The 26,318-nt window shown below is 65.5% G+C and carries 26 protein-coding genes and 1 pseudogene; 7 read left to right on the top strand and 20 right to left on the bottom strand.

The features are described 5' to 3' along the window. Positions 1-49 precede the first annotated feature (49 nt). Positions 50-649 (top strand): NAD(P)H:quinone oxidoreductase, encoded by a 600-nt coding sequence (gene wrbA, locus CSEG_RS09810; protein ID WP_013079080.1) that lies wholly within the window; start codon positions 50-52, stop codon positions 647-649. A 376-nt stretch (positions 650-1,025) separates the two neighbouring features. Here wrbA and CSEG_RS09805 read toward each other — a convergent pair whose 3' ends face one another. The 14 genes and pseudogenes from CSEG_RS09805 to flbT all read right to left on the bottom strand — a co-directional run bounded on the left by CSEG_RS09805 (position 1,026) and on the right by flbT (position 15,740). Beyond that, entirely contained in the window at positions 1,026-1,685 is a 660-nt protein-coding gene (locus CSEG_RS09805) for an SAM-dependent methyltransferase (protein WP_013079079.1), read from the bottom strand. 95 nt (positions 1,686-1,780) lie between these two features. Then, entirely contained in the window at positions 1,781-4,468 is a 2,688-nt protein-coding gene (ppdK, locus tag CSEG_RS09800; RefSeq protein ID WP_013079078.1) for a pyruvate, phosphate dikinase, read from the bottom strand. A 575-nt stretch (positions 4,469-5,043) separates the two neighbouring features. Beyond that, positions 5,044-5,733 carry a hypothetical protein gene (locus CSEG_RS09795; RefSeq protein ID WP_013079077.1) on the bottom strand — a complete coding sequence of 230 codons (690 nt, stop codon included), beginning with the start codon at positions 5,731-5,733 and terminating at the stop codon, positions 5,044-5,046. Between the two features lie 170 nt (positions 5,734-5,903). Then, positions 5,904-6,408, bottom strand: a pseudogene (locus CSEG_RS09790) (single-stranded DNA-binding protein). A 147-nt stretch (positions 6,409-6,555) separates the two neighbouring features. After that, positions 6,556-6,957 (bottom strand): hypothetical protein, encoded by a 402-nt coding sequence (locus tag CSEG_RS09785; RefSeq protein ID WP_013079075.1) that lies wholly within the window; start codon positions 6,955-6,957, stop codon positions 6,556-6,558. Between the two features lie 17 nt (positions 6,958-6,974). After that, entirely contained in the window at positions 6,975-7,667 is a 693-nt protein-coding gene (locus CSEG_RS09780) for a hypothetical protein (RefSeq protein WP_013079074.1), read from the bottom strand. A 90-nt stretch (positions 7,668-7,757) separates the two neighbouring features. Next, entirely contained in the window at positions 7,758-10,625 is a 2,868-nt protein-coding gene (locus CSEG_RS09775; RefSeq protein WP_013079073.1) for a hypothetical protein, read from the bottom strand. A gap of 79 nt (positions 10,626-10,704) precedes the next feature. Beyond that, on the bottom strand, positions 10,705-11,259 hold the full coding sequence (pseH, locus tag CSEG_RS09770) for a UDP-4-amino-4,6-dideoxy-N-acetyl-beta-L-altrosamine N-acetyltransferase (protein ID WP_013079072.1): 555 nt from the start codon (positions 11,257-11,259) through the stop codon (positions 10,705-10,707). Between the two features lie 65 nt (positions 11,260-11,324). Continuing rightward, positions 11,325-12,161, bottom strand: coding sequence for a flagellin (locus CSEG_RS09765; RefSeq protein WP_013079071.1), 837 nt, complete (start codon positions 12,159-12,161; stop codon positions 11,325-11,327). A gap of 180 nt (positions 12,162-12,341) precedes the next feature. After that, a complete protein-coding gene (locus CSEG_RS09760) occupies positions 12,342-12,707 on the bottom strand; it encodes a hypothetical protein (RefSeq protein ID WP_013079070.1) in 366 nt (121 codons plus the stop codon). 105 nt (positions 12,708-12,812) lie between these two features. Then, the gene (locus tag CSEG_RS09755) at positions 12,813-13,640 is read right to left on the bottom strand and encodes a flagellin (protein WP_013079069.1); all 828 of its coding nucleotides are present in this window, start codon (positions 13,638-13,640) and stop codon (positions 12,813-12,815) included. Positions 13,641-13,916: 276 nt separating this feature from the next. After that, complete coding sequence (locus tag CSEG_RS09750; RefSeq protein ID WP_013079068.1) at positions 13,917-14,744, bottom strand: flagellin; 828 nt, start codon at positions 14,742-14,744, stop codon at positions 13,917-13,919. A gap of 248 nt (positions 14,745-14,992) precedes the next feature. Beyond that, positions 14,993-15,355, bottom strand: a complete 363-nt coding sequence (gene flaF / locus CSEG_RS09745) for a flagellar biosynthesis regulator FlaF (RefSeq protein WP_013079067.1) — start codon at positions 15,353-15,355, stop codon at positions 14,993-14,995. Then, positions 15,315-15,740, bottom strand: a complete 426-nt coding sequence (flbT, locus tag CSEG_RS09740) for a flagellar biosynthesis repressor FlbT (protein WP_013079066.1) — start codon at positions 15,738-15,740, stop codon at positions 15,315-15,317. Before flbT ends, flaF begins: the two co-directional genes overlap by 41 nt. 188 nt (positions 15,741-15,928) lie before the next feature. Here flbT and CSEG_RS09735 point away from each other — a divergent pair, with 188 nt between their 5' ends. The 4 genes from CSEG_RS09735 to CSEG_RS09720 all read left to right on the top strand — a co-directional run bounded on the left by CSEG_RS09735 (position 15,929) and on the right by CSEG_RS09720 (position 20,170). Beyond that, entirely contained in the window at positions 15,929-17,725 is a 1,797-nt protein-coding gene (locus CSEG_RS09735; RefSeq protein ID WP_013079065.1) for a tetratricopeptide repeat protein, read from the top strand. Then, positions 17,722-18,300 carry a UDP-4-amino-4,6-dideoxy-N-acetyl-beta-L-altrosamine N-acetyltransferase gene (pseH, locus tag CSEG_RS09730; protein ID WP_013079064.1) on the top strand — a complete coding sequence of 193 codons (579 nt, stop codon included), beginning with the start codon at positions 17,722-17,724 and terminating at the stop codon, positions 18,298-18,300. The genes CSEG_RS09735 and pseH (CSEG_RS09730) overlap by 4 nt, the downstream gene beginning before the upstream one ends. A 91-nt stretch (positions 18,301-18,391) precedes the next feature. Continuing rightward, on the top strand, positions 18,392-19,261 hold the full coding sequence (locus CSEG_RS09725; protein WP_013079063.1) for an AAA family ATPase: 870 nt from the start codon (positions 18,392-18,394) through the stop codon (positions 19,259-19,261). Between the two features lie 102 nt (positions 19,262-19,363). Further along, positions 19,364-20,170, top strand: coding sequence for a hypothetical protein (locus CSEG_RS09720; RefSeq protein WP_013079062.1), 807 nt, complete (start codon positions 19,364-19,366; stop codon positions 20,168-20,170). Positions 20,171-20,174: 4 nt separating this feature from the next. Here CSEG_RS09720 and CSEG_RS09715 read toward each other — a convergent pair whose 3' ends face one another. Both CSEG_RS09715 and CSEG_RS09710 read right to left on the bottom strand, forming a co-directional pair. Beyond that, positions 20,175-20,549, bottom strand: coding sequence for a hypothetical protein (locus CSEG_RS09715; protein ID WP_013079061.1), 375 nt, complete (start codon positions 20,547-20,549; stop codon positions 20,175-20,177). A 39-nt stretch (positions 20,550-20,588) separates the two neighbouring features. Continuing rightward, positions 20,589-21,401, bottom strand: a complete 813-nt coding sequence (locus CSEG_RS09710) for a universal stress protein (RefSeq protein ID WP_013079060.1) — start codon at positions 21,399-21,401, stop codon at positions 20,589-20,591. Between the two features lie 105 nt (positions 21,402-21,506). Here CSEG_RS09710 and CSEG_RS09705 point away from each other — a divergent pair, with 105 nt between their 5' ends. Next, complete coding sequence (locus CSEG_RS09705) at positions 21,507-22,151, top strand: YfbR-like 5'-deoxynucleotidase (RefSeq protein ID WP_013079059.1); 645 nt, start codon at positions 21,507-21,509, stop codon at positions 22,149-22,151. Continuing rightward, a complete protein-coding gene (locus CSEG_RS09700; protein WP_041538266.1) occupies positions 22,090-23,142 on the top strand; it encodes an NUDIX hydrolase in 1,053 nt (350 codons plus the stop codon). The genes CSEG_RS09705 and CSEG_RS09700 overlap by 62 nt, the downstream gene beginning before the upstream one ends. Before the next feature lie 2 nt (positions 23,143-23,144). On the opposite strand, the gene CSEG_RS09695 is transcribed toward CSEG_RS09700, so the two are convergent. From CSEG_RS09695 to CSEG_RS09680, 4 genes are all read right to left on the bottom strand, one after another. After that, positions 23,145-24,188, bottom strand: a complete 1,044-nt coding sequence (locus CSEG_RS09695) for an alpha/beta hydrolase-fold protein (protein WP_013079057.1) — start codon at positions 24,186-24,188, stop codon at positions 23,145-23,147. A gap of 69 nt (positions 24,189-24,257) precedes the next feature. Continuing rightward, on the bottom strand, positions 24,258-25,178 hold the full coding sequence (locus tag CSEG_RS09690; protein ID WP_013079056.1) for a sterol desaturase family protein: 921 nt from the start codon (positions 25,176-25,178) through the stop codon (positions 24,258-24,260). After that, positions 25,178-25,561, bottom strand: a complete 384-nt coding sequence (locus CSEG_RS09685; RefSeq protein WP_013079055.1) for a hypothetical protein — start codon at positions 25,559-25,561, stop codon at positions 25,178-25,180. The genes CSEG_RS09690 and CSEG_RS09685 overlap by 1 nt, the downstream gene beginning before the upstream one ends. A 145-nt stretch (positions 25,562-25,706) precedes the next feature. Next, positions 25,707-26,237: a porin family protein gene (locus tag CSEG_RS09680; protein WP_013079054.1), complete on the bottom strand. Its 531-nt coding sequence runs from the start codon at positions 26,235-26,237 to the stop codon at positions 25,707-25,709. Positions 26,238-26,318 lie beyond the last annotated feature (81 nt).

The following is a 26,318-nucleotide window of genomic DNA, read 5'->3' as shown; positions in this document are numbered from 1 at the left end:
TTAGCCTCGCGCCTAACTTTCCCCCTAACCTGCTTCAAAGGAGGCCGTCATGGCCAAGGTTCTCGTTCTCTACTACTCGTCGTACGGCCACATCGAGACGATGGCCAAGGCCGTCGCCGAAGGCGCTCGCGAAGCCGGCGCCCAGGTCGACATCAAGCGCGTGCCGGAAACCGCGCCCCTGGAAGTCGCCCAACGCGCCCACTTCAAGCTCGACCAGGAGGCTCCGGTCGCCACGGTCGAGGACCTGGCCAACTATGACGCCGTCATCGTCGGCACCGGCACGCGCTTTGGCCGCATGAGCTCGCAACTGGCGGCGTTCCTCGACCAAGCCGGCGGCCTGTGGGCCCGCGGCGCCCTGCACGGCAAGGTCGGCGGCGCCTTCACCTCGACGGCGACCCAGCACGGCGGTCAGGAAACCACGCTGTTCTCGATCATCACCAACCTGCTGCACTTCGGCATGGTGATCGTGGGCATGGACTACGGCCATGCGGGCCAAATGACCCTGGACGAAGTCACCGGCGGCAGCCCCTACGGCGCCACGACGATCGCCGGCGGCGACGGCTCGCGTCAGCCCAGCGAGAACGAACTGATGGGCGCTCGCTACCAAGGCCGCAAGGTCGCCGAAACCGCCATCAAGCTGCACGGCTAACGCTCAGGCCGGCAGCGGCCGTCCGCACCCCTCCCCCTAGAGCCTGCCCTGGTTAGATAGCTCATCTAACCAGGGTCAGCAGGCTCTAGAATCAAACATTTGGAGCCCTTTTGAACGCTTTGGATGTTCGCATCCAAAGCTAAAGGGCTCCAGGCGGACGGCCTAGCGACCGCCCCGAGGCTCCTCCCCGCCTCGGGGCGGTTTTGCGTTTGGGGTAGAACGCCCCCTCCGTCACGATGCGTATCCGCATCGCGCACCTCCCCCGTACGCTTCGCTACGGGTGGGGAGGTTGGATCGACCTCCTCCCCCGTGAGACGGGGGAGGTGGCGCGGCGCCGATAGGCGACGCGACGGAGGGGGGCGCGAAATCCGGCTTATCAGCCCCTCGCCCGCACCACGGCCACCAGCCAGCCGCCGCCCCAAGGGGTGTTGATCACCGCTTCGTCCAGCACCTCGCCTATCGCCTTCAGGCGATGCCACAAGCGCAGCGGCTTCAGCGCCAGCCACATGGTCAGGCCGACAGCGCCGTCGGGCTTCAAGTTAGGCGCGTAGTGGGCGACCAGGTTTTCGACCTCGCCCAGGTGCTCGATGCATTCCGAAAACACCACGACGTCGAAGGTCTCGTCGGTCTCGAAGGTCCGGCCATCGCCCAGCGCCATCTTGACCTCGCCGATGGCGATCTCGGGCGCCAGACGCAGCTCGCCCCGCTCGATGGCGGGCCTGGAGAAGTCGACGCCGACATAGCGGGCGGGCCGGTGGGCGCGCAGCGCCTCGAAGAACACCCCCTCGCCCGCCCCGATCTCCAGGACGCGCGGGTTGGGCCAGCGGTCGGCGATCATGGCGGCCAGCAGGCGATGGTGATGGCGCTGCTCGGAGCGGTTCAGGCGGTCATAGATGCCGGACTGGTACTCGGCGTCCCACTTCTCGACGGGCGCGGCGACGATCGGCTTGTGGCGCTTGCGCATGAACAGCTCGCCCAGCGCCGGATTGTCCAGCGACAGCAGCTCCGTGAACCGGCGCCAGCGCAGATAGGCCATGACTTCCCCCCAAACCCTGAGGCCCCGGATAGGGAAAGGGCCTCGGACTGTCCAGTCCGAGGCCCTCCAAGTGAGTTCAGGCTTGAAGCGAGAGCTTAGCTCTTGCTGGCCAGCGCCGCCTGGGCGGCCGCCAGACGAGCGATCGGCACGCGGTAGGGCGAGCACGACACGTAGTCGAGGCCGACTTTCTCGCAGAAGCCGATCGAGGCCGGATCGCCGCCATGCTCGCCGCAGATGCCCAGCTTGACGTCCGGACGCGCCGCGCGGCCGCGCTCGGCGGCGATGCGGATCAAATCACCGACGCCTTCCTGGTCGAGGCTGACGAAGGGGTCCTTCTCGAAGATGCCCTTGTCGATATAGGCGCCCAGGAACTTGCCGGCGTCGTCGCGGCTGATGCCGAACGTTGTCTGGGTGAGGTCGTTGGTGCCGAAGCTGAAGAACTCGGCGTTGGCGGCCAGGTCGCCGGCGCGCAGGGCGGCGCGGGGCAGCTCGATCATGGTGCCGACGGTGTACTTCAGGTCCACGCCCTGCTCTTCCAGCACCGCCTTGGCGACGCGGTCGGTCAGGTCGCGCAGGTACTTCATCTCCTCGCCCTTGGCGACCAGCGGGTGCATGATCTCGGGCACGGGCGCGGCCTTGCCCGACTTGGCGATCTCGCAGGCCGCCTCGAGGATGGCCCGGACCTGCATCTCGTAGATCTCGGGATACGAGACGCCCAGGCGGCAGCCGCGGTGGCCCAGCATGGGGTTGGTCTCGTGCAGCTCCTTGGCCCGGCGCATCAGCTTGGCGGCGTCCAGGCCGGTGGCCTTGGCCACGGCTTCGACGTCTTCCTCGGTGTGCGGCAGGAACTCGTGCAGCGGCGGATCCAGCAGGCGGATCGTGACCGGCAGGCCTTCCATGATCGTGAAGAGCTCGACGAAGTCGGCCTTCTGGAAGGGCGCGATCTTGGCCAGGGCGGCGCGACGGCCGTTCTCGTCGTCGGCCAGGATCATCTCGCGCACGGCGGCGATCCGGGTGTCGTCGAAGAACATGTGCTCGGTGCGGCAAAGGCCGATGCCCTCCGCGCCGAACTGACGGGCGGTCTTGGCGTCCAAAGGCGTCTCGGCGTTGGCGCGCACCTTCAGGCGGCGGACCTGGTCGGCCCAGCCCATCAGGGTCGCGAAGTCGCCGGTCAGCTCGGGCTCGATCATCTTGGGCGAGCCAGCCAGGATTTCCCCGGTCGAGCCGTCGATGGTGATGATCTCGCCGAGCTTGAACTCGCGGCCACGGACGCGGAACAGGCCTTCCTTCTCGAAGATGGCGACGTCGCCAGCGCCCGAGACGCAGGCCCGCCCCATGCCGCGCGCCACGACGGCGGCGTGGCTGGTCATGCCGCCCCGCGCGGTGATGATGCCGCGAGCGGCGTGCATGCCGTGGATGTCCTCGGGCGACGTCTCCTCGCGCACCAGGATCACCGCCTCGCCATTGGCCGCGGCCTTTTCGGCGGCGTCGCTGTCGAAGACGATCTTGCCGGTCGCCGCGCCGGGCGAAGCGGGCAGGCCCGTGGTGATCACGTCGCGATGCGCGGTGGGATCGATGGTCGGGTGCAGCAGTTGGTCCAGCGAGGCCGGCTCGACGCGGCCCACGGCCTCTTCCTTGCTGATCACGCCCTCGGCCGCCATGTCGACCGCGACCTTCAGCGCGGCCTTGGCCGTGCGCTTCCCGTTGCGGGTCTGCAGCATGTAGAGCTTGCCCTGCTCCACCGTGAACTCGATGTCCTGCATGTCGCGGTAGTGGCGCTCCAGCGTCTCGACCACGGTCTTGAACTGGCCGAACACCTCCGGCATCGCCTCTTCCATCGAGGGGGCGGTGTCACCCATCTCCTCGCGGGCGGCCTTGGTCAGGGACTGCGGCGTGCGGATGCCCGCGACCACGTCCTCGCCCTGGGCGTTGATCAGGAACTCGCCATAGAGGCGGTTGTCGCCGTTCGACGGGTTGCGGGTGAAGGCCACGCCCGTCGCCGAGGTGTCGCCCATGTTGCCGAACACCATCGACTGGATGTTCACGGCCGTGCCCCAGCTTTCGGGGATGTCGTGCATGCGGCGATAGAACTTGGCCCGGTCGTTCATCCAGCTGGCGAACACGGCGCCCACGGCGCCCCACAGCTGCTCCTGGGCGTCCTGCGGGAACGGCTTGCCCAGATGGTCGCGCACGGCGGCCTTATAGTCCTTGATCACCTCGGCCCAGTCGTCGGCGGTCAAACCGGTGTCGACCGTGATGTCGAGGCGTTCCTTGTGATCGTCCAGAATCTCCTCGAACATGTGGTGCTCGAGATTGAGCACGACATTCGAGTACATCTGGATGAAGCGGCGGTAGCTGTCATAGGCGAAGCGGCGGTCGCCCGACAGCTTGGCCAGGCCCTCGACGGTCTCGTCGTTGAGGCCCAGGTTCAGGACGGTGTCCATCATGCCCGGCATCGAGGCCCGGGCGCCCGAACGCACCGAAACCAGCAGCGGATTGGCGACGTCGCCGAAGCGCTTGCCCGTGATCTCCTCGACCTTGGCGAGGCCGACCTTGACCTGATCGGCCAGATCGGCCGGGTACTGCCTGCCGTTGGCGTAGTAGTGGACGCACGCCTCGGTTGTGATCGTGAACCCGGGCGGCACGGGAAGGCCCAGAGAGGACATCTCGGCGAGGTTGGCGCCCTTGCCTCCGAGAAGGTTCTTCATGGAAGCGTCGCCGTCGGCGCCGCCTCCGCCAAATGCGTATACCCAACGGGCCTTGGTCAGCGTCTCAACCGGCATATGAAATTCACCCTGCGATAAGTGAAAAGGCCGCGCCCCTCTGCTGGGAGCGTCTCACCTTGGAACAGCGCTGCTTCGTCGTGATCCCGCAGTGCAATATCCGGGGCTTCAGTAGCACTTCGCTCAAGAACGCGTCCACTGGCGCTTATCGTTCCATGCCCCATCCTGAGAATTCGGCAAATATTTTCAATGACAACGTTGTCCAAATGGCGGGCGTGACCGAAACCTGCACGAAGTACGATTTAAATCCGCGGACTGAGAGCTGTCTTGCGCGCATGACGACCAGTCGCCGCAGCGCCGAACGGCTTTCAAGACGTTCGGACGGCGCGGAGCCCACCACTCTGGCGTGTGGAGCGGCGCTCTTTGGAACGCATGCCATACGGGTCACGCCGACAACGCGGCCAGCCCAGGGCGCGAAAGCTCGCACCGACCTGGCGCGGCCGTCCTGTCCGCGGTCCGAAGACATGAACAGCAGCCCGCGACGCTGTCCGTTAGCCGCCAGACAACGTCGCGATCATGAGGAGCCCTAAGGGCGCCGCATCGGCGCAGCACCCCTTCGCAACTCAACCCATAGATTAGTATCGGCGACTATGGACCGCGCGGAGATACGCCCGGTCCGCCTCGGTCATCGCCTGAGGCGTCCCGTCCGCGGCGCTGTCGAACAGGTTCATGATCGAACCCTCGGCCGGCGCCGGCCGAACCCTGACATCCGCCAGCGCGATCAGGCTGACATAGTCGGCCAAGGTCGAGACCTTGATATCGGCGGCCTTGTTGGAGTCCACGATCACCAGGGCGTTGTAGGGCCTCGCATCATGGGTCTTGAAGCCCGGCGTGGCCGAACCGTGGATCCACCGCACCGGCTGGCTGCTGGTCTTGAATCGCTCGACGTCCTGAGCGGCGACTCCACGATAGTTGAACCGCTTGGCGCGCGTGGCCTCGGCCACCAGTTCGTCGGGGTTAGGCGAGAACAGGACGACCACGTTCGGCTCGCAATCGTGATGCGCGTATTCGGCGCCGACCTGATCGGCGACCTGGCGCAAGCGAGCGGTCACATAGGTGTTGATCTCCGCCGACGCGCCCCGGACGAGCGGGCAAACGCCTGCGCGCGCACCGCCCGTTTGCCCCATTCGCAGGCGCCCCATCTCGGACTCCAGCCCCTGCTGGCGCCGGGAGTCGCCGATCAAGGTGTCGCTTTGCCGGGCGGAGGCGACAGAACCGGTCGCTAAAAGAGCCACCACGCCAACACTCAGAAGCATCCGTCGCATCTAGCGCCCTCCTACCGGTGAAACCGAAGGAGAACACAACTTTAGACTGTCGACAAGTCGAGTGCTCGTCCAAACGAAAGCGGCGGGCGACCTCTAGGATCACCCGCCGCTCGCCCCCGTGGAGCCGCCGTCTTTAAGGCGCGATGGCCATCGACGGGCCGTCCACTGTCCTAGAACGGAATTTCGTCGTCCAGGTCGGCCGAGAAGCTCTCGCGCGGACCGCTCGGTTGGCTGCGCTGGCCGCCGCCAAAGCTGGAGCCGCCGCCCGAATAGCCCGCCGCCGTACTCGTCGCCGCCGCCCGAAGACGCGCCGGCGCTGTCGCCGCGGCCGCCCAGCATGGTCAGCTCGCCGCGGAATTTCTGCAGCACGATTTCGGTCGAGTACTTTTCCTGGCCGGTGTTGTCAGTCCACTTGCGGGTCTGAAGCGCGCCTTCGATGTAAACGGTCGAGCCCTTCTTGAGGTACTGCTCGGCCACCTTCACCAGGTTGTCGTTGAAGATGACGACCCGGTGCCATTCGGTCTTCTCCTTGCGCTCGCCGCTGTTGCGGTCGCGCCAGGTTTCCGACGTGGCGATACGGAGATTGGCGACGCGGTCGCCGGAACCCAGGCTACGGATCTCGGGATCGGCCCCGAGATTGCCCACCAGAATGACCTTGTTGACGCTGCCCGCCATCGCTTGACCTTGCTCTCGCCCGGCGACCCATGCGCCGGAATCTGAGAGCGCAAGTTAACGAGCCGTTAAACGGCGCGCAAGTTTTGTTCTCAATATGTTCTTGTGGACGAGAAAGACGGCTGTGGACGGACGAAAACGCCCCCTCGCCTACGGGGCCGGAACGCGCCGGATGGCGCCGGGCACCGCCAGGCGGCCGTCGCCGGTGCGCACCAGCGACATGAAGCGCGGCCCATCATAGGTCTGGCCCAGATAAATGCCTTCCTTCTCGATGAAGATGAAGGAGCCTTGGTATGCGCCCACCATGCCCTGGCTGTTCGACTGGCCGAGGCGAACAAAGCGCATGCGCATGCCTTCCAGCGTCGCGGCGCATTCCTCCATCATCGGCACCTTGCGGGCCACGGGGTTATAGCGGAGCGTTCCGTCCTTGTTCGTCGCCACGTGGAAGCAGACCCCCTGCTCGAACGGCGGCTTGATCTCCTTCTGGCAACCCGCGAGCGCGAAGCCCGTGGCGGCGAGGACGACGGCGGCGGCGAGGACGGTCTTGCTCATGGATTACACTTATAAACCTATCCGGCGTTCGGGCTAGGGCAGTTTGGGGCCTGTTCGAACACGGTGTGGAAGCTGCGATTGTCGGGAGAGGCCTCGATCCGCCCCTGCAAAAGACGCAGCGTTTCCTCGCCCCACCGGCCATAGGCCACGGCGCTGGTCTTCTCACAGCGTCCGCCGAACAGCTGCTGGGCGCACGCGTTCAGCGTGATGTCGCCCGGCAGACGACGCCATTCGCCGCCCGCATAGCGCCAGCAAGCGCCCAAGGGCGCGTTGGCCGAGGCGACGGCCGGCGTGGCCGGGGCCGAGGGATTGCCCCCCTGCCCCGCGGCGGGCGCTTCAACGGTGGGCGCGGGTGGCAGCGGCGTCAGCAAGGCGCCGGCTTGATCGGCCGCGGCCAGAGCGCCAGTCTCGTCGACGCCGACGTCCAAGGCGCCGGTCGCCACGCCGTTCTTCTTGGCGCACTCGGCCAAGGTGATCTCACCCACGAAGGACCCGCCGACGAAACAGCGCAGCGGCCGTGCGGGATCCAGCTTGGTGTCGTCGTCGCGTCCGGTCTCGACGATCAGGCCGGCGCGCGAGGCCGGCGGCGCCTCGGTCTGCTTCTGGTCTTGGCCAGCCAATAGAGCCGCGGCGATACCCAGGCCCGCCAGAAGCGCGAGCGCCGCGCCGCCGCCGAGGACCACGATCCGTCGATCTTTCAGAAAATCCATGGCCCCTGGCTACGACGCGTCGATGACGCTTTCAAGCGCGACAGGCATGGAAAGCGCCCCGCCCGTGACGGTCGGCGACCGTGGGCGGGCCTAGCCGCCCCCGTTGAGGCGGTTCAGCGCGGCCTGATAATTGGCCAGTTGGTCGGTAAGGTATTTCGGGACGGTCCCGTCGGTCTTGCCGGGGGTCTTGGTGGTGTCGCTGCTGATGCCCTGAGCCGCATCGGCCGTCTCGCGATAGGCGGTGCGGATTTGCGAAATGGCGCGGGTGATGACGATGTTGGCGTTCTTGCGCCCCGCCTCCGTGGTCAAATCCAGCTCAGGCGGTAACTGCAGGCCATAGATTTGGCCGCTGCCGTCGGCCGAGACGGTCTTCCCCCCGTCGGTCTTGGTGGCGCGAACCACGCCGCCGGCCAGTCCCAAGGCTGTCAGGACGTCGGTCCCGCCCTTGCCGGCGACGATTTCGAGCGTCGCGGTGTTGGACGCCGGACTGATCTTGAGCACGCGATTGTCGCCGTCGCTGACCGTCTCCACCTTGGCGCGGAAACCCGAGGCTCGCTTGATCTTCTCGGCCAGGGTTTCAAGCGTGTCGCTGGCCTCGATCGTGATCGTGGTCAGCGGGCCGCGCTCGCGCGTGCGGATCTGGAAGGTGTCGCCGGCGCGCGCGGCCGTCGCCGTCGTGACGCGGTCCGACTGCTTGAACGCCATGCTTCCCGACGGCAGGCCGAACAGGTCCAGCGCCGAGGCGCCGGAGGCGGAGACGGCGACCGACGTCGGCGTCGCATAGCCGTCCTTGCCGGTCAGCCTCTGGCTCCAGTCCACGGCGCCGGTGCCGACATTGACCTGGGCGACATAACCATCCTTGGCCCCGATCGTGACTTGGCCATCGAGGTTCGCGCCCGCGCCCCCCACTAGCCAAGCCGTACCGTTCTTGACGTCGAAGCCCGTGACGGTGTCGTCGCCGGTGCCGCCGTAATAGGTCAGAACGTCCTGACCGTTGTCGGCGATATCCAGCGACATCCGGCCGACAAAGGCGTCCATCCCGCCGGACGGCGCCGTCACGGCGCCGTTGATCGACATGAGATTGTTGGCCGTGTAGCCGCCGACATACAGCTGGCCGCCGTCGATCCTGAGCCCAACCAGCTCGCCACCCTTCAGCGAGCCGAGATCGCGGGTCGCTCCCGCGGTGAGGGTCGCCGACTTGGTGTAGGTGACCGGCACGCTCTCATAGGCGCCGTACTTGTTGAGCTGGGTGATGTTCTCCGTGACGACGCTGGCGGCCACGTCGAAGCTCCGCAGCATCGCCTTGCCGTCTTCCTTGGAGCCGACGATCACCTGCGAGCCGTTCACGACGATGTCCGAGACAGAGTCGTTGGCGGCCGAGCCGAACTTCTGCGTGAACAACGCCTTGGGCTTGCCGTTCCCGTCGGTGGCGAAGGCCGAGAGATAGGCGTCCCAACCGCCGCTGGGGTCGCTTCCGACCGAGCCGGGAAGGTCCGCCTTGCTGCGTCCGCCCACGTACAAGACGCCGTCCGCGCCAAAGGCCAGGGCGGTGGCTTCGTCTTCCTGCAGGCCGCCGCGCCGAACCGTCCATTGTTCGTCGCCGTTGGCGCTATAGCGGGTGACGAAGCTGTCGGTGGTGGTCGTGCCGTCGCCGTTGTTGAGCGGCCCCGTGACCGCGCCCTGCAACCGGCCGCTGACGGATCCGGCGACGGCGATGCTGCCGTCGTCGGCGACCGCCAGGGACAGGCCGCTGGCGTTGTCTGTCGCGCCCAGGCTTTGCGCGAAGAGCAGATGACCGGCGCTGTCATATTTGAGCAGAGCCACATCGCTGTCGCCCTTGATCACTTGACCGTCGATGTCGAGCTTGCCCTCCACTTCCGTGGCGACGTCGGCCAGCATGTAGATAGAGCCGTCGGCGCCCGTCACCGACTTGCGTACGCTCGAGATCGTGCCTTGCAGGGTTTCGGTGAAGACCTTGCCGCCCGGCGCGCCGGCGCCCGCGCCGCCGCTGGTCCCGGCCGTGCTGTACTTCGTCAGGGTCGTTTCATAGACGGCGTCTTCCGTCCTGGTGTTCTTGTCGGGATCGGGATCGCCCGACTTGGTGGTGACGTAAACCGCCGGCGCCGCTGTCGGCGCGCTGAAGCTGATCTGTTCGGCCGAGTCGCCCTTGACCTTCAGGGCGAAGTCATCGCCCGTCGCGGGCAGCGTGACGGGCTTGCCGGCGACCTGCACCGTGCGTTCCTGCCCCACTGTCCGCTGGACGGCGAAGGCGGTGTTGTAGCCGGCCGCCTTCATCTTGTCGTTCATGTAGGTGACGACATTGGACATGGTCCGGGGCGTCGAGCCCATGTCGTTCAGATCCATCGTCACGGTCTTGGTGACGCCGAAAGCCTTCACCGTGACATCGAACGACACGTCGCCTTGGAACTTCGGCACGGGGTCGTCGCCCTGGCCGCTGTAGATCGTGTCGGTGGTGTAGGTGTAGTTCGCCTTCGGAACGCCGACCTTGGCCTTGTCGGTGGTCATCACCGCGCCGGTCGTCAGCCTCAGCTGGTCGAGCGAGAGACCCTGCACGTAGTTGCTGATCTCGCCGAGCCCCTTGTTCAGGGTCGTCTGCAGCCGCGCGATCTCGCCATCGGTCACGTTCTTCTCGCCGGCGCGATTGGCGAGGGCCGACAGGGTGTTGAGGGCCTGATAGGTGGCGAACAGCTTAGCGTAGTCGGGGCTGGCGCCCTTGAGAGACGTGGTGCTCGCGCCCTCGTCGACGAACTTGCGCCCGTTCAGGGCCGAGCGGACCAGATCGCTGGCGGGCGGCGTGGATCCGGACAACCACGGCGCGCTGGGCACCACGGCCTTGGACTTGCCCGTCGACGTGGTCGCTCCAGACGCAGCCGCGCCCGTCAGGCCGGCGCGGGCCTGATAGTAGCTGAGCAGCGTGCTGGTATCGAACGTGATCACGGCTTGTCCTGACGAGGACTCAGAGTCCCCCGCTGATACAGTCGCCCATTCGCCCTTAACGCCCGATCAAGACTTGACGTTAAGCGGCGATAAGATGCGCCTCGGACAGCGCCCGGCGCGCATCGTCGCGCAGCTCGGCCCACTCCGAAGCCAGAATTCCCAGCAACACGACATCGCGCTGCTCGCCGTCCTTCAGCACGTGACCGCGCAGATAGCCCTCGCGCCGGAATCCAGCGGCCGACTGGGCCTTCAGCGCCGCGTCGTTGTCGGCCATGACCTCGGCGAACACCTTGTGCAGACCAAGCTCGCCGAAGGCCCGGTCCAGACCCAGAACCTGGGCGGCGCGGCCGACGCCACGCCCCCGCGCCTCGGCCGAACCCAGGAACCAATTCCAGCTGGCGCGGCGGTGATGACTGGTCAGGCCGGTCAACGTCAGCAGCCCCATGGGCGCGCCGGCGCGCGTGATCATCCAGCCGCGCAGGTCCGGATCTGAGCGGAGGGCTTGAAACCAGACCGCGTGGGCCTCTCTGCTCGGCAAATCGGCGTCGGACATCCAGCGGTCGACCTCGGGCTCCGAGCGCCACTGAAAGAGGATCGCTTCGTCCTCGTCCCGCAAGTCGCGCAACTCGATCATACTCGCCGCCGATTCCCGGTTCCGCATGCGCAAAGCTTAACCCGGCGCCGCGACGTAACCTAGGGTTACTGCCCCTTGAACAGGGAGAGGATGATCTGCGGCGCGCCGTTGGCGATCGACAGCGCCTGGGCGCCGAGCTGCTGCTTGACCTGCAAGGCCTGCAAGCGCGCGCTTTCCTTGGCGAGGTCCGCGTCGACCAGGTTGCCGACACCCGTCTCCAGAACGTCGTTGAGCTTGGCGACGAAGGTGCTGTGGGCGTCGATCTGTTTGGCCTGAGTGCCGATATTGCCGATGGCCTGGTTGACCGCGCTCATCGTGGCGTCCAGGCGCGTCAGCACGTCGGCGGCGGTCACCGACGTCAGGATGTCGTCGGTCGCCACGAGCGTGTTGATCGTCCCGCCCAGCGTCAGGTTCTGCAGACCCAGCGTGATCGCCTGGCCGGCGTCGGCGTCGGCCAGGAACGCCATGTCGGCGGTCTGGCTGCCGTCCAGCAGATTGGCCCCGTCGAAGACGGCGCTGTTGATGACCTGGGTGAGGTTCTTGAGAATGCCCTGGAAGTCCGCGTTCAGCGACTGCCGCGACGTGGTGGTCAGCGAGGTGTCCTTGGCCGCGACCACCTTTTCGCGCATCAGCTTGAGCAGATCCGAAACCGACTCGCCCGCCGCCAGGGCGACGTCCGCGATCGAGGTCGCGCGGTCCAGGCTCATCTTGACCGCCCCGAGCGCGCTCATGTCGGCGCGCTGCTCCTGAGCGATCGACCAGATCGCCGCGTTGTCCTTGGCGGTGGAGATGGACAGGCCCGTGTTGATCCTGGTCTGCACCGACTGCATGTCGTCGTTGGTGCGGTTCAGGTTCTGCAGCGCGATCAGCGCGGGCTGGTTCGTATTAACGCTCAGCGTCATGCGCGGCCTCCGGTCGGCGATTTTGCCGTGGTTGCGATCGCGCGCGATTCGACGTGCGATCTAATCGCCGCCGAGGTTGGGCTCAGAAAGTAAGAACATGGTTAACGCTTATAAACCATGTCCATTAAGAAGCGCGACCAGGCGCCGCACCTTCGTCCTCGCTACGGCGTCAGCCGCGGCTCAGGCCTTACCGTCGTAAACGTCCCCGCTGTGATAACGCGAGGCTTCACGCAGCTTCAGGATCTCCTCGCGGGGAAACTGATTCAGCGTCTCACCGGTGCGCCGATCCACGGTCTTGTAGACGTAGTCGCCGGTATCGCCATTCTGCTCGATCACCAGACGCAGATCGCCGGGCTGAGGCCCGTTATCCACCGGGGCTTCCGGCTTGGCTTCGACACGTTGCGCCTGCTCGACGTCCGCCGACTGCGCCTGTCCAAACGCGGCGCCCAGCTGATGCTGAACGGCTCTTGCGCCCTCGGACGGGTCCGGGGCGTTAACGGGGGCGATAAAATCTCTGATCGCCGACAAAGCGGCCTTGGGTTCCATATCTGTCCGCCGACTTGCGGGTCGGCCCTCCTTCCTTGTTCTCCTTATCCTCGATCCCAATAAAAGGCGGAGGCGGGCTCAACCGAGCCCGCCCCCTCCCGCTCCTTAACGGAACAGGCTCAGGATCGACGACGTAGATTGGTTCGCGATCGACAGCGCTTGCACGCCAAGCTGTTGCTTGGTTTGCAGCGACTGCAGCTTGGCGCTTTCCTTGGCCAGGTCGGCGTCCACCAGGTTGCCAACACCGGTGTCCAGGCTGTCTTGCAGCTTGCCGATGAAGGTCAGGTGAGTGTCGAGGCCGGTCGAGTTGGTGCCGAGGGCGGCCAGCTTGTTGGTGGCAGTGCCAATGGCGTTGTCGACCTTGGCGATCATGGCTTTGGCCTCTGTCGCGGTGGTGAAGGCCGCAGCGGCGGCCGTCGTCAGGGCCAGGCCGCCCAGGCTCAGGGTCTGGGCGCTAACGGTGAAGCCCGTGCCGTCCGAGTTGGCCAGGAACGTCATGTTAGCGACGGAGCCGGTGGCCAGGCTGGCGCCGTTGAACAGCGAGTTATCCGCAGCCTTGGTGATCTGCTTGCGCAGCGATTCGAAGTCCGCCTTCAGGGCGTTGAACGAGGCGGTGTTCAGCGAGGTGTCGGAAGCGGCCAGGGCCTTTTCCTTCATCTTGCCGAGCAGGTCGGTGATGGTGTCGCCAGCGGCGAGAGCCACGTCGATGGTGGACTGGCCGCGTTGCAGCGAGTCCTTCACGGCGTTCAGCGATTGGGCCGTCGAAGATTGCACCTTGGACATAGCCCAGATCGCGCCGTTGTCCTTCGACGACGAGATCTTCTTGCCCGTGTTGATGCGTTGCTGGGTGACCTGGAGCTCGCTGTTGGTCGAGTTCAGGTTCTGCAGGGCGATCAGAGCGCCCGCGTTCGTATTGATGCTATTCAGCGGCATACGAATAGGTCCTTTTCAAGGTGTCCGACGCCATTTTGGCTGCCGGGAGCATTTTGCTCGGTAGAACCTGTAGCAATTGCCGGGCCAAAAATGCCCACCGGCCACAACCGGCCAAACCACTGAAAAATAAGAGTTATATGTTCATTAACCACAAAGACCCCCGGCAATTCCTGCCGGGGGTCTTTGTGCATGGGAAATTATTGCCGGGCACTCTTTGCGCACCCAGCGGGAAAGAGGCGCCGGACGGCTTGTGACAGCCGTCCGGCGTATCGGAGATCACCCCTTGAACAGCGACAGGATCGACTGCGGGGTCTGGTTGGCGATCGAAAGAGCCTGCACCCCCAGTTGCTGCTTGGTCTGCAGCGACTGAAGCTTGGCGCTTTCCTTCGCCAGGTCCGCATCGACGAGGTTGCCCACGCCGGTGTCGAGGCTGTCCTGCAGCTTCCCGACGAAGGTCAGATGCGTATCCAGGCCCGTCGACAACGTGCCTAGAGCGGACAGCTTGTTCGTCGCGGTCTGCAGCGCGTCCGTCATCTTGGCGATCATGGCGTTAGCCTCGGTCGCCGTGGTGAAGGTCGGCGCCGTAGCCGTCGTCAGGTTCAGGCCAGCCAGACTCAGGGTCTGCGCTTGCACGGTGAAGCCCGAACCATCGGCATTGGCCAGGAACGTCATCGCGGCGACAGATCCGGTGGCCAGGCTAGCGCCATTGAACGTGGCGTTATCCACGGCCTTCGTGATCTGCTTGCGCAGGGAGTCGAAGTCGGCCTTCAGCGCGTTGAACGAAGCGGTGTTCAGCGAAGTGTCGGAAGCGGCCAGGGCCTTTTCCTTCATCTTCATGAGCAGATCGGTGATGCTGTCGCCTGCCGCGAGAGCAACATCAATCGTCGACTGACCGCGCTGGAGCGAATCCTTCACGGCGTTCAACGAAGACGAGCTCGCGCTCTGCATCTTAGCCATCGACCAGATCGCGCCGTTGTCCTTGGCGCTTGCGACCTTCTTGCCGGTGTTGATACGGCTCTGGGTGGTGTTGAGCTCCGTGTTAGTGGCGTTCAGGTTCTGGAGCGCCAGAAGCGCACCAGGATTGGTGTTGATTGAGTTCAGCATTGCGACCTACCGTTTTGGTGGGATTTGTCCGGCCTATCGCCGGGCGGGCGTTTTGCCCGCGCGAACCATCGCAAACGGCGGGCCAGTCTTGGCCAGCCAGCCGAAAAGCCCTTAGAGGACTGTTTTTACTGAATTATCGCCCTGCCCGGCGCTGGAAATGAAACCGCCCGGCGAATGCATTATTCGCCGGGCGGCAGGTTTTTCCGGAAGTGCTAGGCAAGACGTTCAGCCTTGCCTTTGGCGCTGAATCAGGCCGCGTCCGCGCGCCCCGCCAGCCCTTGCATGATGATGCGATTGATCTCGATCAGGGGTTCGAACTCCTCCTCCTTGCGCATCACGGCGCTGGAGTGGCGGCTCACCCAGAGGCTCAGGGAAATGATCGAGGCGCGCAGCTCCATCGGAAGCTGGTTGTCGGGCAGCGAACAGTCCGTCGCCAAGGCCGACCAGACCTTGCGATTCCAATCCAGTGCGTCGATCCGCTTCGCGAAGTCATCCGCCGGGGCCTGTGACGCTTCCATCAGGGCGCGCGTCACCTGCCCGAACAGGCGGTACTCCATTTCACGGGGATTCTCAGCCCGCGTCGCCGCCTGCTGATACGCCCGAAGAGACATGCCCCAACCTCTCGTCTTCGTATTCAATCAACTTACGGCTCAGCATCAGAGCCTTGTAGTATTCACGCGCCATCACGTGCTTTGAGATGGCGATGCAATCCTGAAGAACGCCGGGATTGCGGACGACTCCCATGAACTCCGTCAGGCGAGCGGCAAATTCATCGTAGAATTTTTCCGCTCCTCCCTCGTCGAGGTACATCATCATCACCGGAAAATAGATCCGTCGCGACGGCGTCGTGACCTGATCCGGCTGCATGATATCTTTCTCGCGAAGAACGGAGGCCTTGTTCTGGAGAACCAGAACGCCACGCCGGTCTCCATTCTGGACCACGGCGCCGTTCAGAACGAATTTCTCGCCGGGCTTCAGCGACAGCTTCAAAGGCACCTAAACTCGCTCCTTCGTTGACGCCGCCTCGCCCGATCCGTCGATAACAACGGAACTCACCAAGGCTAGACGCGGATCGGTTAACGCGGTCTTGCCGACATCGTTAAAGCCGCAAACAGCCACTTAGGACTCAATTAAGCATAAGGCCTCAAAACATAGTTAATAGCACAGCCTGAGGTCACCGCCCGATGTCCCGAAAAAGCGCCCTGGAAACGTCTGTGAGCGCCCTCGCCCAGTCGGATGTCGGCGCCGCGCCGCTTCAGATCGGCCAAATCGCGGACGCCATCGGCGATTCGGCTTCGAAAGAGTCGCTGGATCGCCTCAAGCACATCACACAGCAAATGAAGAACGTGGAGAACGCGAAGGTGTTGAACCGCGCGATCGCCGCGGTCCATGAGAACGATTTCGAACTGGCCCAGAAGCTGGCCCTGAAGCTCTTGAAGAAGGACGAAATGCTGGGCGCCGCTTGGCATGTTCTGGCCATCGCCCGGGAGAAGCTCGGCGATTACGGATCCTCCCTGCGCGCCTACGAGGCGGCGCTGAAGCTGCTCGTCGACCATGGCGCCGTGGCGGGCGACCTGGGCCGCCTAGCTTTTCGTATGAACATGCCGGAATTCGCCGTCGGCTTCTTCGCGCACGCCCGCGTCGCGAATCCCGATAATATCGAGGCGTCGAACAACCTGGCCTGCGCCCTGCGGGAGCTGAATCGCGAGCCTGAAGCCATCGAGGTGCTGAAGGAGTCGATCGGAGCCCATCCCGAATCGCCAGCCCTCTGGAACACCTTGGGCACCGTGGTTTGCAACACAGGCGACCCGGCAGGTTCGATCGTCTTCTTCGATGAAGCCCTGCGCCTGAATCCGAACTACAGCAAGGGATGGCACAATCGCGCCTTCGCGAAGTCCGACCTGGGGGACATCGAGGGCGCCCTGATCGACCTCGACCGAGCGCTGCAGCGACCGGATTCGACGATGGACGAGGCCATCATGCGCTTCGCCCGCGCCACCCTGACGCTGTCGTTGGGGTGGCTCGCCGAAGGCTGGAAGCTGTACGATTGGCGCCTGTCACCGCATCTGACGACCGCGCCCCGCTTCCATATTCCCGGAACCGTATGGTCAGAGCACGATCTCAGCGGCAAATCGCTCTTCATCTGCGCGGAACAGGGCCTGGGCGACGAGGTGATGCTGGCCAGCATGCTGCCCGACATCCTCGAGAGGCTCGGCCCCGACGGATCACTGGCCATAGCGGTCGAGTCGCGCCTGATCCCCCTGTTCGAGCGCTCCTTCCCCACGGTCGAGGTGACCGTGCACCGAACCTTCCAGTACGAAGGCCGGGTGTATCGCACGGCGCCGGAAATCAAGGACTGGGAGCGTTTCGACTATTGGGCGCCCCTGGGGGCGTTTCTGAGCACCCTGCGCGGATCGCTCGACGCCTTCCCGAAAGCCTCCGGCTATCTGAAGCCGGACCCGGATCGGGTCGCCTATTGGAAAACGGAGCTGGAGAAGTTGGGTCCGGCCCCTAAGGTCGGGTTGCTTTGGAAGAGCCTCAAATTGAACGCCGAGCGCGCGCGCCAATTCTCGCCCTTCGAAGCTTGGCGGCCCGTGTTGCAGACCCCGGGCGTCACCTTCATCAACCTGCAGTATGGCGATTGCGAAGAAGAACTCGCCCTGGCCAAGGAAGAGTTTGGGATTGAAATCTGGCAGCCGCCCGGCATCGATCTCAAGCAGGATCTGGACGATGTCACGGCGCTCTGCGCGGCGGTTGATTTGATCATCGGCTTCTCGAACGCCACGTCCAACCTCGGCGCCGCGGCCGGAGCGCCGATCTGGCTGCTCACCGCCCCAGAGGTGTGGACCAAGCTCGGCAGCGACTACTATCCTTGGTACCCGCAGGCGCGCGTCTTCTCGCCGCGGATCATCGGCGAGTGGGACCCCGCGCTGGAGCAGGTCGCTGCGGCCCTGTCTCAAGAATTCCCAAGCGAAAAATGACCGCCGCCGGACTGCGACCCTTAGACGCCAGCGATCGGGACCGACTGCTGGCCTGGCGCAACAGCCCGCAGGTCGCGGCGTTCATGTATTCCGACCATCTGATCGCACGCGAGGAGCATGATCGCTGGTTCGACGGCTTGGCGGGAAACCCGCGGCGGCGCGATTGGATCATCCAGCTCGAGGGAGTTCCGGTCGGCCTTACCAGCCTCGTCGAAATCGACCCCGTCCAAGGTCGCGGAACGATCGCCCGCTACATCGCCGAAGAAGGCGCACGCGGAAAAGGCGTCGGCGGCTTCGCCGAGTTCAAGATCGCCGATCACGCCTTCGGCGCGCTCGGATTGCGCAAGCTGTGGTCCGAGGTTCTGGCGACCAACCAGGCCGCCCTCGCCTCGCACCTCTCCAGCGGATTCCAGCAGGAGGCGTTGCTGCGCGCGCACGTGGTCAAGCAAGGCCGGCCGATCGATGTGATCGGCCTTGGTCTTCTGGCCGAGGCGTGGCGGGACGGACGGGCGTCGATCCGCGCCCGGCTGCTGGCCAAGGGCTTCACCGACCAAGCCCTCGACACCCCGCTCTAAGCCCCTCTTGCCAAGCGCGCGGGCGCCGGTAGTTTGAACAGCTCGATTTGAACAACTGTTCGAACCGGACGCGATTCCGGCGGAGATGGGCATGAGCCAGCGCTTCGAAGGCACTTCCGACTACGTGGCGACCGAGGACCTGAAGGTCGCGGTCAACGCCGCCGTCGCTCTTGAAAGGCCGCTGCTGATCAAGGGCGAGCCGGGCACGGGCAAGACGGTGCTGGCCTACGAGGTCGCCAAGGCCATGGGCGCGCCGCTGATCACCTGGCACATCAAATCTACGACCAAGGCCCAGCAAGGCCTCTACGAATACGACGCCGTCACCCGTCTGCGCGACAGCCAGCTGGGCGACGAGCGGGTCAAGGACGTCAAGAACTACATCAAGAAGGGCAAGCTCTGGGAGGCGTTCGAGAGCGAGCAGCGCCCGGTGCTGCTGATCGACGAGATCGACAAGGCCGACATCGAGTTCCCGAACGACCTCCTGCAGGAGCTCGATCGCATGGAATTCTTCGTCTACGAGACGGGCGAAACCATCAAGGCCAAGGTCCGGCCAGTGATGATCATCACCTCGAACAACGAAAAGGAGCTGCCGGACGCCTTCCTGCGCCGCTGCTTCTTCCACTACATCCGCTTCCCCGAGGAAGAGACGATGCAGGCCATCGTCGATGTCCACTTCCCCGGCATCAAGCAGAAGCTGGTCTCCGAGGCGCTGCGTATCTTCTACGACATGCGCAAGGTGCCGGGCCTCAAGAAGAAGCCCTCGACGTCGGAGCTGCTGGACTGGCTGAAGCTGCTGCTGGTCGAGGACATCGACGAGAAGGTCCTGCGCGAGAAGGACCCGACCAAGCTGATCCCGCCCCTGCATGGCGCGCTGCTGAAGAACGAACAGGACGTGCATCTGTTCGAGCGGCTGGCCTTCCTGGCCCGTCGAGAGGGTTCGGGCGCGCGACCGGGCCAATAAGTCCTGCGCGCGGGCCAAATCGGCGTTACTCGGATTTCACTGGACGCACGAGGGGCGCGCAACCACCTTCCGCCCACGAGGGAAGCACCCTGGGGGGTATCTATGCGTCATTCGAAATGGCTTGCGGCCGCGCTCCTGATCGGCGCCGGGACCACGGCCTTGTCGGCCTGCCATCGCGCGGAACGGTCGCAGGAGCATCGCCTCGGGCGCCGCGAACCGATGCGGGTCATCGATCGCCTGGATTGTCCTGAACAACAGGGCGCCCTGAGGCGGGTGTCGGTCGCCCCGGACGGCCAGTCGTGCGGCTACGAATCCCCCATGGCGTCCGTCGATCTGCGTCTGGTGCGCCTCAATGGCGGCGACGCCGAGGCCGCGCTCGCGCCGATCGAGGCCGAGCTGAAGGGCGTCATGCCGCCGCCGCCGCCCACGCCGACGCCGCCCCACAGCGCTAAGGGCGACAAGAACCACGCGAGCATCCACCTGCCGGGCGTCTCGATCGACTCGCACGGAGACACCGCGGACATCCGGATCGGCCGCCTGACCATCAATAGCGACGGCGGCGCGGCCGAGGTTAAGATCAACAAGAACGTGAGCGTGAAGAGCGACGATGGCAAGGGGACCGTCAGCATCACGGCTGACGAAGAGCATGGCGAGGGAGACGTCGCGATCCGAGCCTCCGAAGGCGGCGCCGAGATCCGCGCGCGCAAGCCCGGTGATGATGTCCGCTCGACCCTGATCATCGCCAACGACAAGGCGCCCAAGGGCTTCCGCCTGGCCGGCTATGAGGCGCGGGGCCCCAAGGGCGGGCCTCTGGCCGTCGCTGTCGTCAAGGCCAAGACCCGCGACACCGACGACCACGACCTGTTCAAGGACATGAAGGCGCTGGTCCGCCGCAACGTGGGCGGCTGAGGCCCTATTGGACCGGGGTGACCTCCATCACCTTGTAGGTCAGCGGCCGGCCGTCTTCATCGGTGACGGTGACGTATTCGCCCAGGGCGAAGCGGTGCTCGCCCAGACGATGTAGCGGCTCGTCGTCGGTGTCGTCCGTGTTGTCGTAGTCGAAGAACCAGCGCGCGCCGCGGCGGTTGAGGCGGCCATCGACGGCGTCCTCATCCGGGGCGAAACGGCGCACGCTGCACTCGCCCTTCACCTTGGAAAAGGCGTTCTCGTCCAGGTGACCGTCCTCGGTCAGCGGCGCCGTCAGGGCGTAACCGCGATGGTCGTCGCCGCCGGCGAACTCGGTGCCGGGATTGCGCGCCAGGCGCAGAACGATGCGCGAAAGAGACATGCGGTCGTCTCCCTTTCTTTTGTTATGATTGGAGCGAGGTCAGTGCGACAGGAACAGCGACGGGCCGTCGCTGTTCAGCAACGTCCGCGTGGTCCCGCCGAAGATGAACTCCTGCAGTCGGGGATGACCAAACGCGCCGGCCACCAGCAGGTTCGCGCCGGTGTCGCGTGCGGCGTTCAGCAGCAGCCCGCCGGCGTCGCCCGAACCGTCCAGCACCTTGGCCGTCGCCTTGACGCCCCGAGCCGCCAGGAACGCGATCAGGCGCTCAAGCTCGAAGGCGCGCGACGAGGCCGACGGCGCGCCGACGACCACGACCGACGAGGCCTTCTGCAGCAGCGGCAAGGCCGTTCGCATGGCGCGGCTGGCTTCCTTGCCGCCATCCCAAGCGACCATCGCCACGCCATCGACCTTGAAGCCCTCGCGCGCCACCAGCGTCGGTCGCTGCTCGTCGGCGACCAGTTGCTGGAAGGCTTCGGCCAGCGGCCCTCGACCGCGCGCGGCCGCATCGTCGAACACGATGACGTCCGAAAGCCGCCCCTCCATGGCGAGCCCAGCCCACACGGGCGATTCCAGGCTGATCACGCGGGTATTGGGATAGGCGACCTCGGCGGCGACCTTGGTGCAGGCCTTGGCGCCTTCCTGAGCGGCCTCCTTCAGGCTTTCCAGCGCGGTGACCTGCACCCCGCCCATGAACCCCTCGCCCATCCAGGGCATGAGGTCGGCCATGTCGGCCGGCGCATGCACGCACGCCAGCTCAGCCTGAAAAGCGCCCGCCAGTTTAGCGGCCGATTGCACGACGCCTTGGTCGTGCGCGGTTCCAGCGAGAGGAACCATTATTCTCGCCCAGCTCATGATCGAACTCCCTTTAGGGGCATTTCCACAGATGACGGCGACCAGCTCATTGATCTTTCTCAATCTATGGGTCAGTCAACCACCTTCACCATAAGGAACGATCTCGTGGCCAAAGGGCTGCACAAGGGCAAACAACCCCGCGCGTGGCAGAGGATGCTGTCAGGGCGTCGGCTGGACCTGCTCGATCCGTCACCGATGGACATCGAGATCGAGGACATCGCCCATGGCCTGGCGCGCGTCGCGCGCTGGAATGGCCAGACGATCGGCGACCACGGCTTCTCGGTCGCGCAGCACAGCCTGGTGGTCGAGGAGATCGCCGCGCACATCAAGCCCGACCTCGAGCCGCGCTGGCGCCTGGCCGCCCTGCTCCATGACGCCAGCGAATACGTGATCGGCGACATGATCAGCCCGTTCAAGGCGGCGCTGGGCGTCAGCTACAAGGATTTCGAGGCAAGGCTCGAGGACGCGATCCACATCCGGTTCGGCCTCCCCGCCAAGACCCCCGCCCCGATCAAGAAGCTGATCAAGCAGGCGGACCGCGCCTGCGCCTTCTTCGAAGCCACCCAGTTGGCGGGCTTCAATCACGAGGAATCGCTGGCGATATTCGGCGCGCCGCCGGTCGGCTACGACCTGCGGATCACGCCGTTGCCGCCCTTCGAGGCCCAGGCGCGCTACGTTCAGCGTTTCCATGTGCTCTCGCGCGCGGCAGGCTACGAATCCGCGCCCGGCGAGGCGTTCGAAACCGAATGAGCGGCGCCCCATGAGCACCTCGGTCGTCATCGGCCTCTCGGCGGTGGTCGTCGCGATCCGCGACGGCGAGGCCGTCGTCCTGACCGTGCGACCGCACGACGCCGTCACCGACGTCGCTTCCCCGCTTTCCGGCCTGCCGTTCGGCCCCTTCGATCCCGAGGCGCATCGGACTTTTGAACTCGGCCTGCGCGCCTTCGTGACCGCCCAGACGCGGTTTCAGCTTGGTTATGTCGAACAGCTCTACACCTTTGGCGACAAGGGCCGCGACGCCCCGCGCGCCGAGGTCGGCGCCGGCGCGGCGCGCGTGGTCTCGGTCGGCTATCTGGGCCTGACGCCCAAGGCGGTCGACACCGACGCGCCCGACACCGCCTGGGCGCCGTGGAGCCGCTTCTTCCCCTGGGAAGACTGGCGCGCCGGCCGGCCCGCCTTGCTGGACGAGGCGATCGCCCCGGCTCTGCGCCGTTGGGCCGGGGACGACGCGGTCAAGTGGTCGCGCGCGCGCCTGGCCTTCGCCCTCGATGACGCGCCGTGGAACGAGGAGCGTGTGCTGGAGCGCTACGAGCTGCTCTATGAGGCGGGCCTCGCCCCCGAGGCCGGCCGCGATCGCGCCCGCGCCGACGGCCAGGACCCGGCCGAGCCCGAGGCGCTGTCCGCGGCGCTGGGCGAGCCGATGATCTCCGACCACCGGCGGATTCTGGCCACGGGGCTCTCGCGCCTGCGGGGCAAGATCAAGTACCGCCCCGTCGTCTTCGAACTGACCCCCGAGGAGTTCACGCTCTCGACCCTGCAGCGCACGGTCGAGGCGATCGCCGGCGTGCCGCTGCACAAGCAGAACTTCCGTCGCGTGGTCGAGCGCGAGGAGCTTGTCGAGGGCCTGGGTCGCCTCGACGCCGAGACCGGGGGCCGCCCCGCCGAGCTGTTCCGCTTCCGCCGCGAGATGCTGGCCACCCGTCAGGCGACGGGGCTTTCCCTGCCGCTGTTGCGCGACTAGGCCTAGTCCACCACCAGGGTGCGAGCGAAGAACGGGAGCATGGCGGTATAGACCCGCCCGGTCTCGCCCCACGTGCGATCCCCCCAGCCCCCGACATATTCCTCGGCCTCGTGCGGCACGCCGAACTCGGTCAGCATGCGCGACAGCGCCTGATCGGAAATGACGTGGTCGGGGTTGGGGTCGTTGCGGCCCCAATCGAACTTCAGACCACGCAGGGTTTTCAAGGCGTCCGCGTGCCGCTGGACCTGGCGATCGAGGGGAAAGCTCTCGAAGAGCCGCGCGAGCTGCCGCGTGTCGATCTCCAGCCTCCCGTCCACCTGTCGCGCCGGCAGATCGACATAGAGCGGCGGCTTGTCGGGATTGGGCAGATGCGCCTGGAAGATCGCGGTGAACAGCTGCGAGAACCCATCCCCCTTCAGATCGTCCAGCGACTTGGCGTTCTGCAGCCGCGCGAAGTTCGGCCGTGACAACATCGGTTGCAGGCCAGGACCCGCGCCGACGGGATGCAGCGCATAGACCGCGCCGAACACGTCTGCATGACGCATGCCCATCGCGATCGCGCCGTATCCTCCCATCCGATCTCCCGCGAGACCACGACTGTCGCGCCGCGCCAGGGTGCGGAACGTCTTGTCGGTCCAGCCCACCAACTCCACGGCCAGGAAATCGTCCCACCGCCCCGTCACCGGCGAGCTGGTGTAGATCGAACTGCCCAGCGGCGTGCTGAAATCGGCCGCCACCACGATGACGGGCGGTATCGCCTTGGCCGCGATCGCCTGGTCGAGCAGCGCGGCGAATCCATCGCGGTCAAAGGCGACCTTCTCGTCCTCGAAAAGGTTGTGCAGAAAGTAGATGACCGGATAGCGGCGGCCTGAGGTCTCATAACCGGCCGGCAAATAGGCCCGCACGCGCCGCTGGCCGCTAAGGCCCAGCTTGTTACCCTCGAACGCCTTGGACGCGACCGTGAAATCGCGGACTTCGGCGCGGGTTGTTGGCGCGGACATGACGACGATCAGGCCCGCCAGCAGCAGGCCCAGGAACCGAGGCATCGGAACGCTCCGTGCAAGCTTCGGGGGAGAACGCCACTCAACCCAAGATCAGCACGGCGCAGTAAGGCTTTATTGCGGCGGCGCTTGCGTCTCGCGCTCGGTCCGCGCCCGCCATTTGGCCTTCAGCGTATGGGAGGTGTCGCGCGAGCCGTCGGGGCTCCAGCCGGGCGGACCGAACACGTAGCCAATCACCTCGCGCGGGGACTTCGCCCCGGCCACGTCACGGCCGATCCCGATCCACTCGTGGAAGACGTTGTGCAGCAGGTTGAAGTTGCCGAGGTTCTTCACCGTGCCATAGCGGCAAGGCTCCTCGTCGGTCTCAGGGATAAAGGTGCCGAAGAGACGGTCCCAGATGATCAGGATGCCGGCGTAATTGGCGTCCAGATAGCGGGCGTTACGGGCGTGGTGCACGCGGTGATGCGAGGGCGTATTGAACACCGCCTCGAACCAGCGCGGCATGCGCTTGATCGCCTCGGTGTGGATCCAGAATTGATAGACGAGGCTAACGCCCTTCTGGATCGCCACCATGGCCGGCGGGAAGCCGACGAACGACAGCGGCAGCCACAGGAGCCACGTCCCCGCCACACCGCCCGTCCAGGTCTGTCGCAGCGCGGTCGAGAGATTGTAGTGGGTCGAGGTGTGGTGATTGACGTGGCTGGCCCACCAGATCCTTCGCTCGTGGGCGATGCGGTGGAACCAGTAGTAGGTCAGGTCTTCCAGCAGGAAGACCGCCACCCAGGCCCAGACCGCCGTCATCGGGATCGTGAAGATCCGGTGATTCCAGACCCAGACCGTGGCGGCGAACACCACGCCGCCGAACAGGATCCCCGCCACCGTGCTGCCGAGCCCCATGCTCAAGGACATGGCGGTGTCGCGTGTCTCGTAGTTGGCTTTGGCCCTGCCGAACCGGCCCAGCAGGATTTCCAGCACGATGGCGAGGACGAAGAACGGGATCGCCAGCTGAACAGGGTCGAAGGGCGCGGTCAGCATCAGGCGAGCTCCTTGGGCGGCCAGACGTCGTCGATCACGGCGAAGACGGGACGGCCATCGCCTAAGCGAAGGGGAAGACGCCCCTTGCTCGGACGAACAGCCGCGATCGCGCTCCAGGGCGCTTCCCGAGCCACATAGCTGTCGCCGCGCCGCCAAATCACCAGCGCCTCGTCCCGCGCGCGAGCGATCAGGCCCGCCCCATCGGCGGCGATCCAGACGGCGTTCGGCGTTTGATCGGGAAATTCTTCGGCCAATAGGGCTCGAGCAGCCTCGGCGTCCAGCGGCGGCGTGGGCCGCGCCGCGCCCAGCCAGGCCGCGACCGCCACCAGCAAGGCGACGGCCAGTACGGAGCCGCCCAACTGAATCAATAGCGCCTTGTCCAAGTCCGACGCGCCTCCCTTTATCTTATTATTGTTTAGATTGGAGGGCGCGAAGGGCCTGCGTCAAGCGTGAGGCTCGCCCTTCTGGGCAAAAGAAAACGGCGCGCCCCGAAGGACGCGCCGCTCTCTCGGAACTATGCGATCAGGGCTAGAAGTGGCGGACGTAGCCGACCGACACGGTGTTCGAGCTCAGGTCGCTCTTGGTGTATTCGGACTTGGTCCAGTCGGCGCGGATGCTATTCTTGCCATCCATCTTGTATTCGGCGCCGACGCCGTAGTTCCAGCTTTCGCGGCTGCCGTCGAAGTTGGTCGCGGCGGGGTTCTTGGTCTCGAACTTGGTCGTGCCGTAGCCGACGCGGGCCAGCAGGTCGAGATTGGGGGTCACCGGCAGATAACCGACCGCATAGGCGGCGGCCTGATGCTCCATCTTCACCTTGGCGGCGCCGGGCGCGTAGACGGTGTCGCCGTCCACGCCGCCGGCCAACTCGCCCTCGACGCCAAAATTAGGCGTAAACTTGGCGCCCACGCGCCCTTGAATAGCACCGGTGTCGGCGCCACGCGTCCGAGTTTGGCCGTAGTTGACCGAACCATAGACGTCCGTCGAATTCTGAGCTTGAGCGAACATGGGGGCCGCGACGACCGAACCGGCGACCAGGGTGGCAGCGATGAGAGTCTTCATTGTTATACTCCTATTCTACGCTTACTCTTTGCTCCCTCAGCCAGCCTAGGGCTAAGCGCATAACGCGGCGGGCATGCGGCG

The organism is Caulobacter segnis ATCC 21756 (assembly GCF_000092285.1).
Lineage (GTDB): Bacteria > Pseudomonadota > Alphaproteobacteria > Caulobacterales > Caulobacteraceae > Caulobacter > Caulobacter segnis.
This window is presented reverse-complemented; position numbering and strand designations above follow the sequence as displayed.

Bases quoted from the DNA above. Each gene is read 5' to 3' on its own strand.
- wrbA (WP_013079080.1), top strand. From the start codon at position 50: ATGGCCAAGGTTCTCGTTCTCTACTACTCGTCGTACGGCCACATCGAG.
- CSEG_RS09805 (WP_013079079.1), bottom strand. From the start codon at position 1,685: ATGGCCTATCTGCGCTGGCGCCGGTTCACGGAGCTGCTGTCGCTGGAC.
- ppdK (WP_013079078.1), bottom strand. From the start codon at position 4,468: ATGCCGGTTGAGACGCTGACCAAGGCCCGTTGGGTATACGCATTTGGC.
- CSEG_RS09795 (WP_013079077.1), bottom strand. From the start codon at position 5,733: ATGCGACGGATGCTTCTGAGTGTTGGCGTGGTGGCTCTTTTAGCGACC.
- CSEG_RS09785 (WP_013079075.1), bottom strand. From the start codon at position 6,957: ATGAGCAAGACCGTCCTCGCCGCCGCCGTCGTCCTCGCCGCCACGGGC.
- CSEG_RS09780 (WP_013079074.1), bottom strand. From the start codon at position 7,667: ATGGATTTTCTGAAAGATCGACGGATCGTGGTCCTCGGCGGCGGCGCG.
- pseH (WP_013079072.1), bottom strand. From the start codon at position 11,259: ATGATCGAGTTGCGCGACTTGCGGGACGAGGACGAAGCGATCCTCTTT.
- CSEG_RS09765 (WP_013079071.1), bottom strand. From the start codon at position 12,161: ATGACGCTGAGCGTTAATACGAACCAGCCCGCGCTGATCGCGCTGCAG.
- CSEG_RS09760 (WP_013079070.1), bottom strand. From the start codon at position 12,707: ATGGAACCCAAGGCCGCTTTGTCGGCGATCAGAGATTTTATCGCCCCC.
- CSEG_RS09755 (WP_013079069.1), bottom strand. From the start codon at position 13,640: ATGCCGCTGAATAGCATCAATACGAACGCGGGCGCTCTGATCGCCCTG.
- CSEG_RS09750 (WP_013079068.1), bottom strand. From the start codon at position 14,744: ATGCTGAACTCAATCAACACCAATCCTGGTGCGCTTCTGGCGCTCCAG.
- flaF (WP_013079067.1), bottom strand. From the start codon at position 15,355: ATGTCTCTTCGGGCGTATCAGCAGGCGGCGACGCGGGCTGAGAATCCC.
- CSEG_RS09735 (WP_013079065.1), top strand. From the start codon at position 15,929: ATGTCCCGAAAAAGCGCCCTGGAAACGTCTGTGAGCGCCCTCGCCCAG.
- pseH (WP_013079064.1), top strand. From the start codon at position 17,722: ATGACCGCCGCCGGACTGCGACCCTTAGACGCCAGCGATCGGGACCGA.
- CSEG_RS09725 (WP_013079063.1), top strand. From the start codon at position 18,392: ATGAGCCAGCGCTTCGAAGGCACTTCCGACTACGTGGCGACCGAGGAC.
- CSEG_RS09720 (WP_013079062.1), top strand. From the start codon at position 19,364: ATGCGTCATTCGAAATGGCTTGCGGCCGCGCTCCTGATCGGCGCCGGG.
- CSEG_RS09715 (WP_013079061.1), bottom strand. From the start codon at position 20,549: ATGTCTCTTTCGCGCATCGTTCTGCGCCTGGCGCGCAATCCCGGCACC.
- CSEG_RS09710 (WP_013079060.1), bottom strand. From the start codon at position 21,401: ATGAGCTGGGCGAGAATAATGGTTCCTCTCGCTGGAACCGCGCACGAC.
- CSEG_RS09700 (WP_041538266.1), top strand. From the start codon at position 22,090: ATGTGCTCTCGCGCGCGGCAGGCTACGAATCCGCGCCCGGCGAGGCGT.
- CSEG_RS09695 (WP_013079057.1), bottom strand. From the start codon at position 24,188: ATGCCTCGGTTCCTGGGCCTGCTGCTGGCGGGCCTGATCGTCGTCATG.
- CSEG_RS09690 (WP_013079056.1), bottom strand. From the start codon at position 25,178: ATGCTGACCGCGCCCTTCGACCCTGTTCAGCTGGCGATCCCGTTCTTC.
- CSEG_RS09680 (WP_013079054.1), bottom strand. From the start codon at position 26,237: ATGAAGACTCTCATCGCTGCCACCCTGGTCGCCGGTTCGGTCGTCGCG.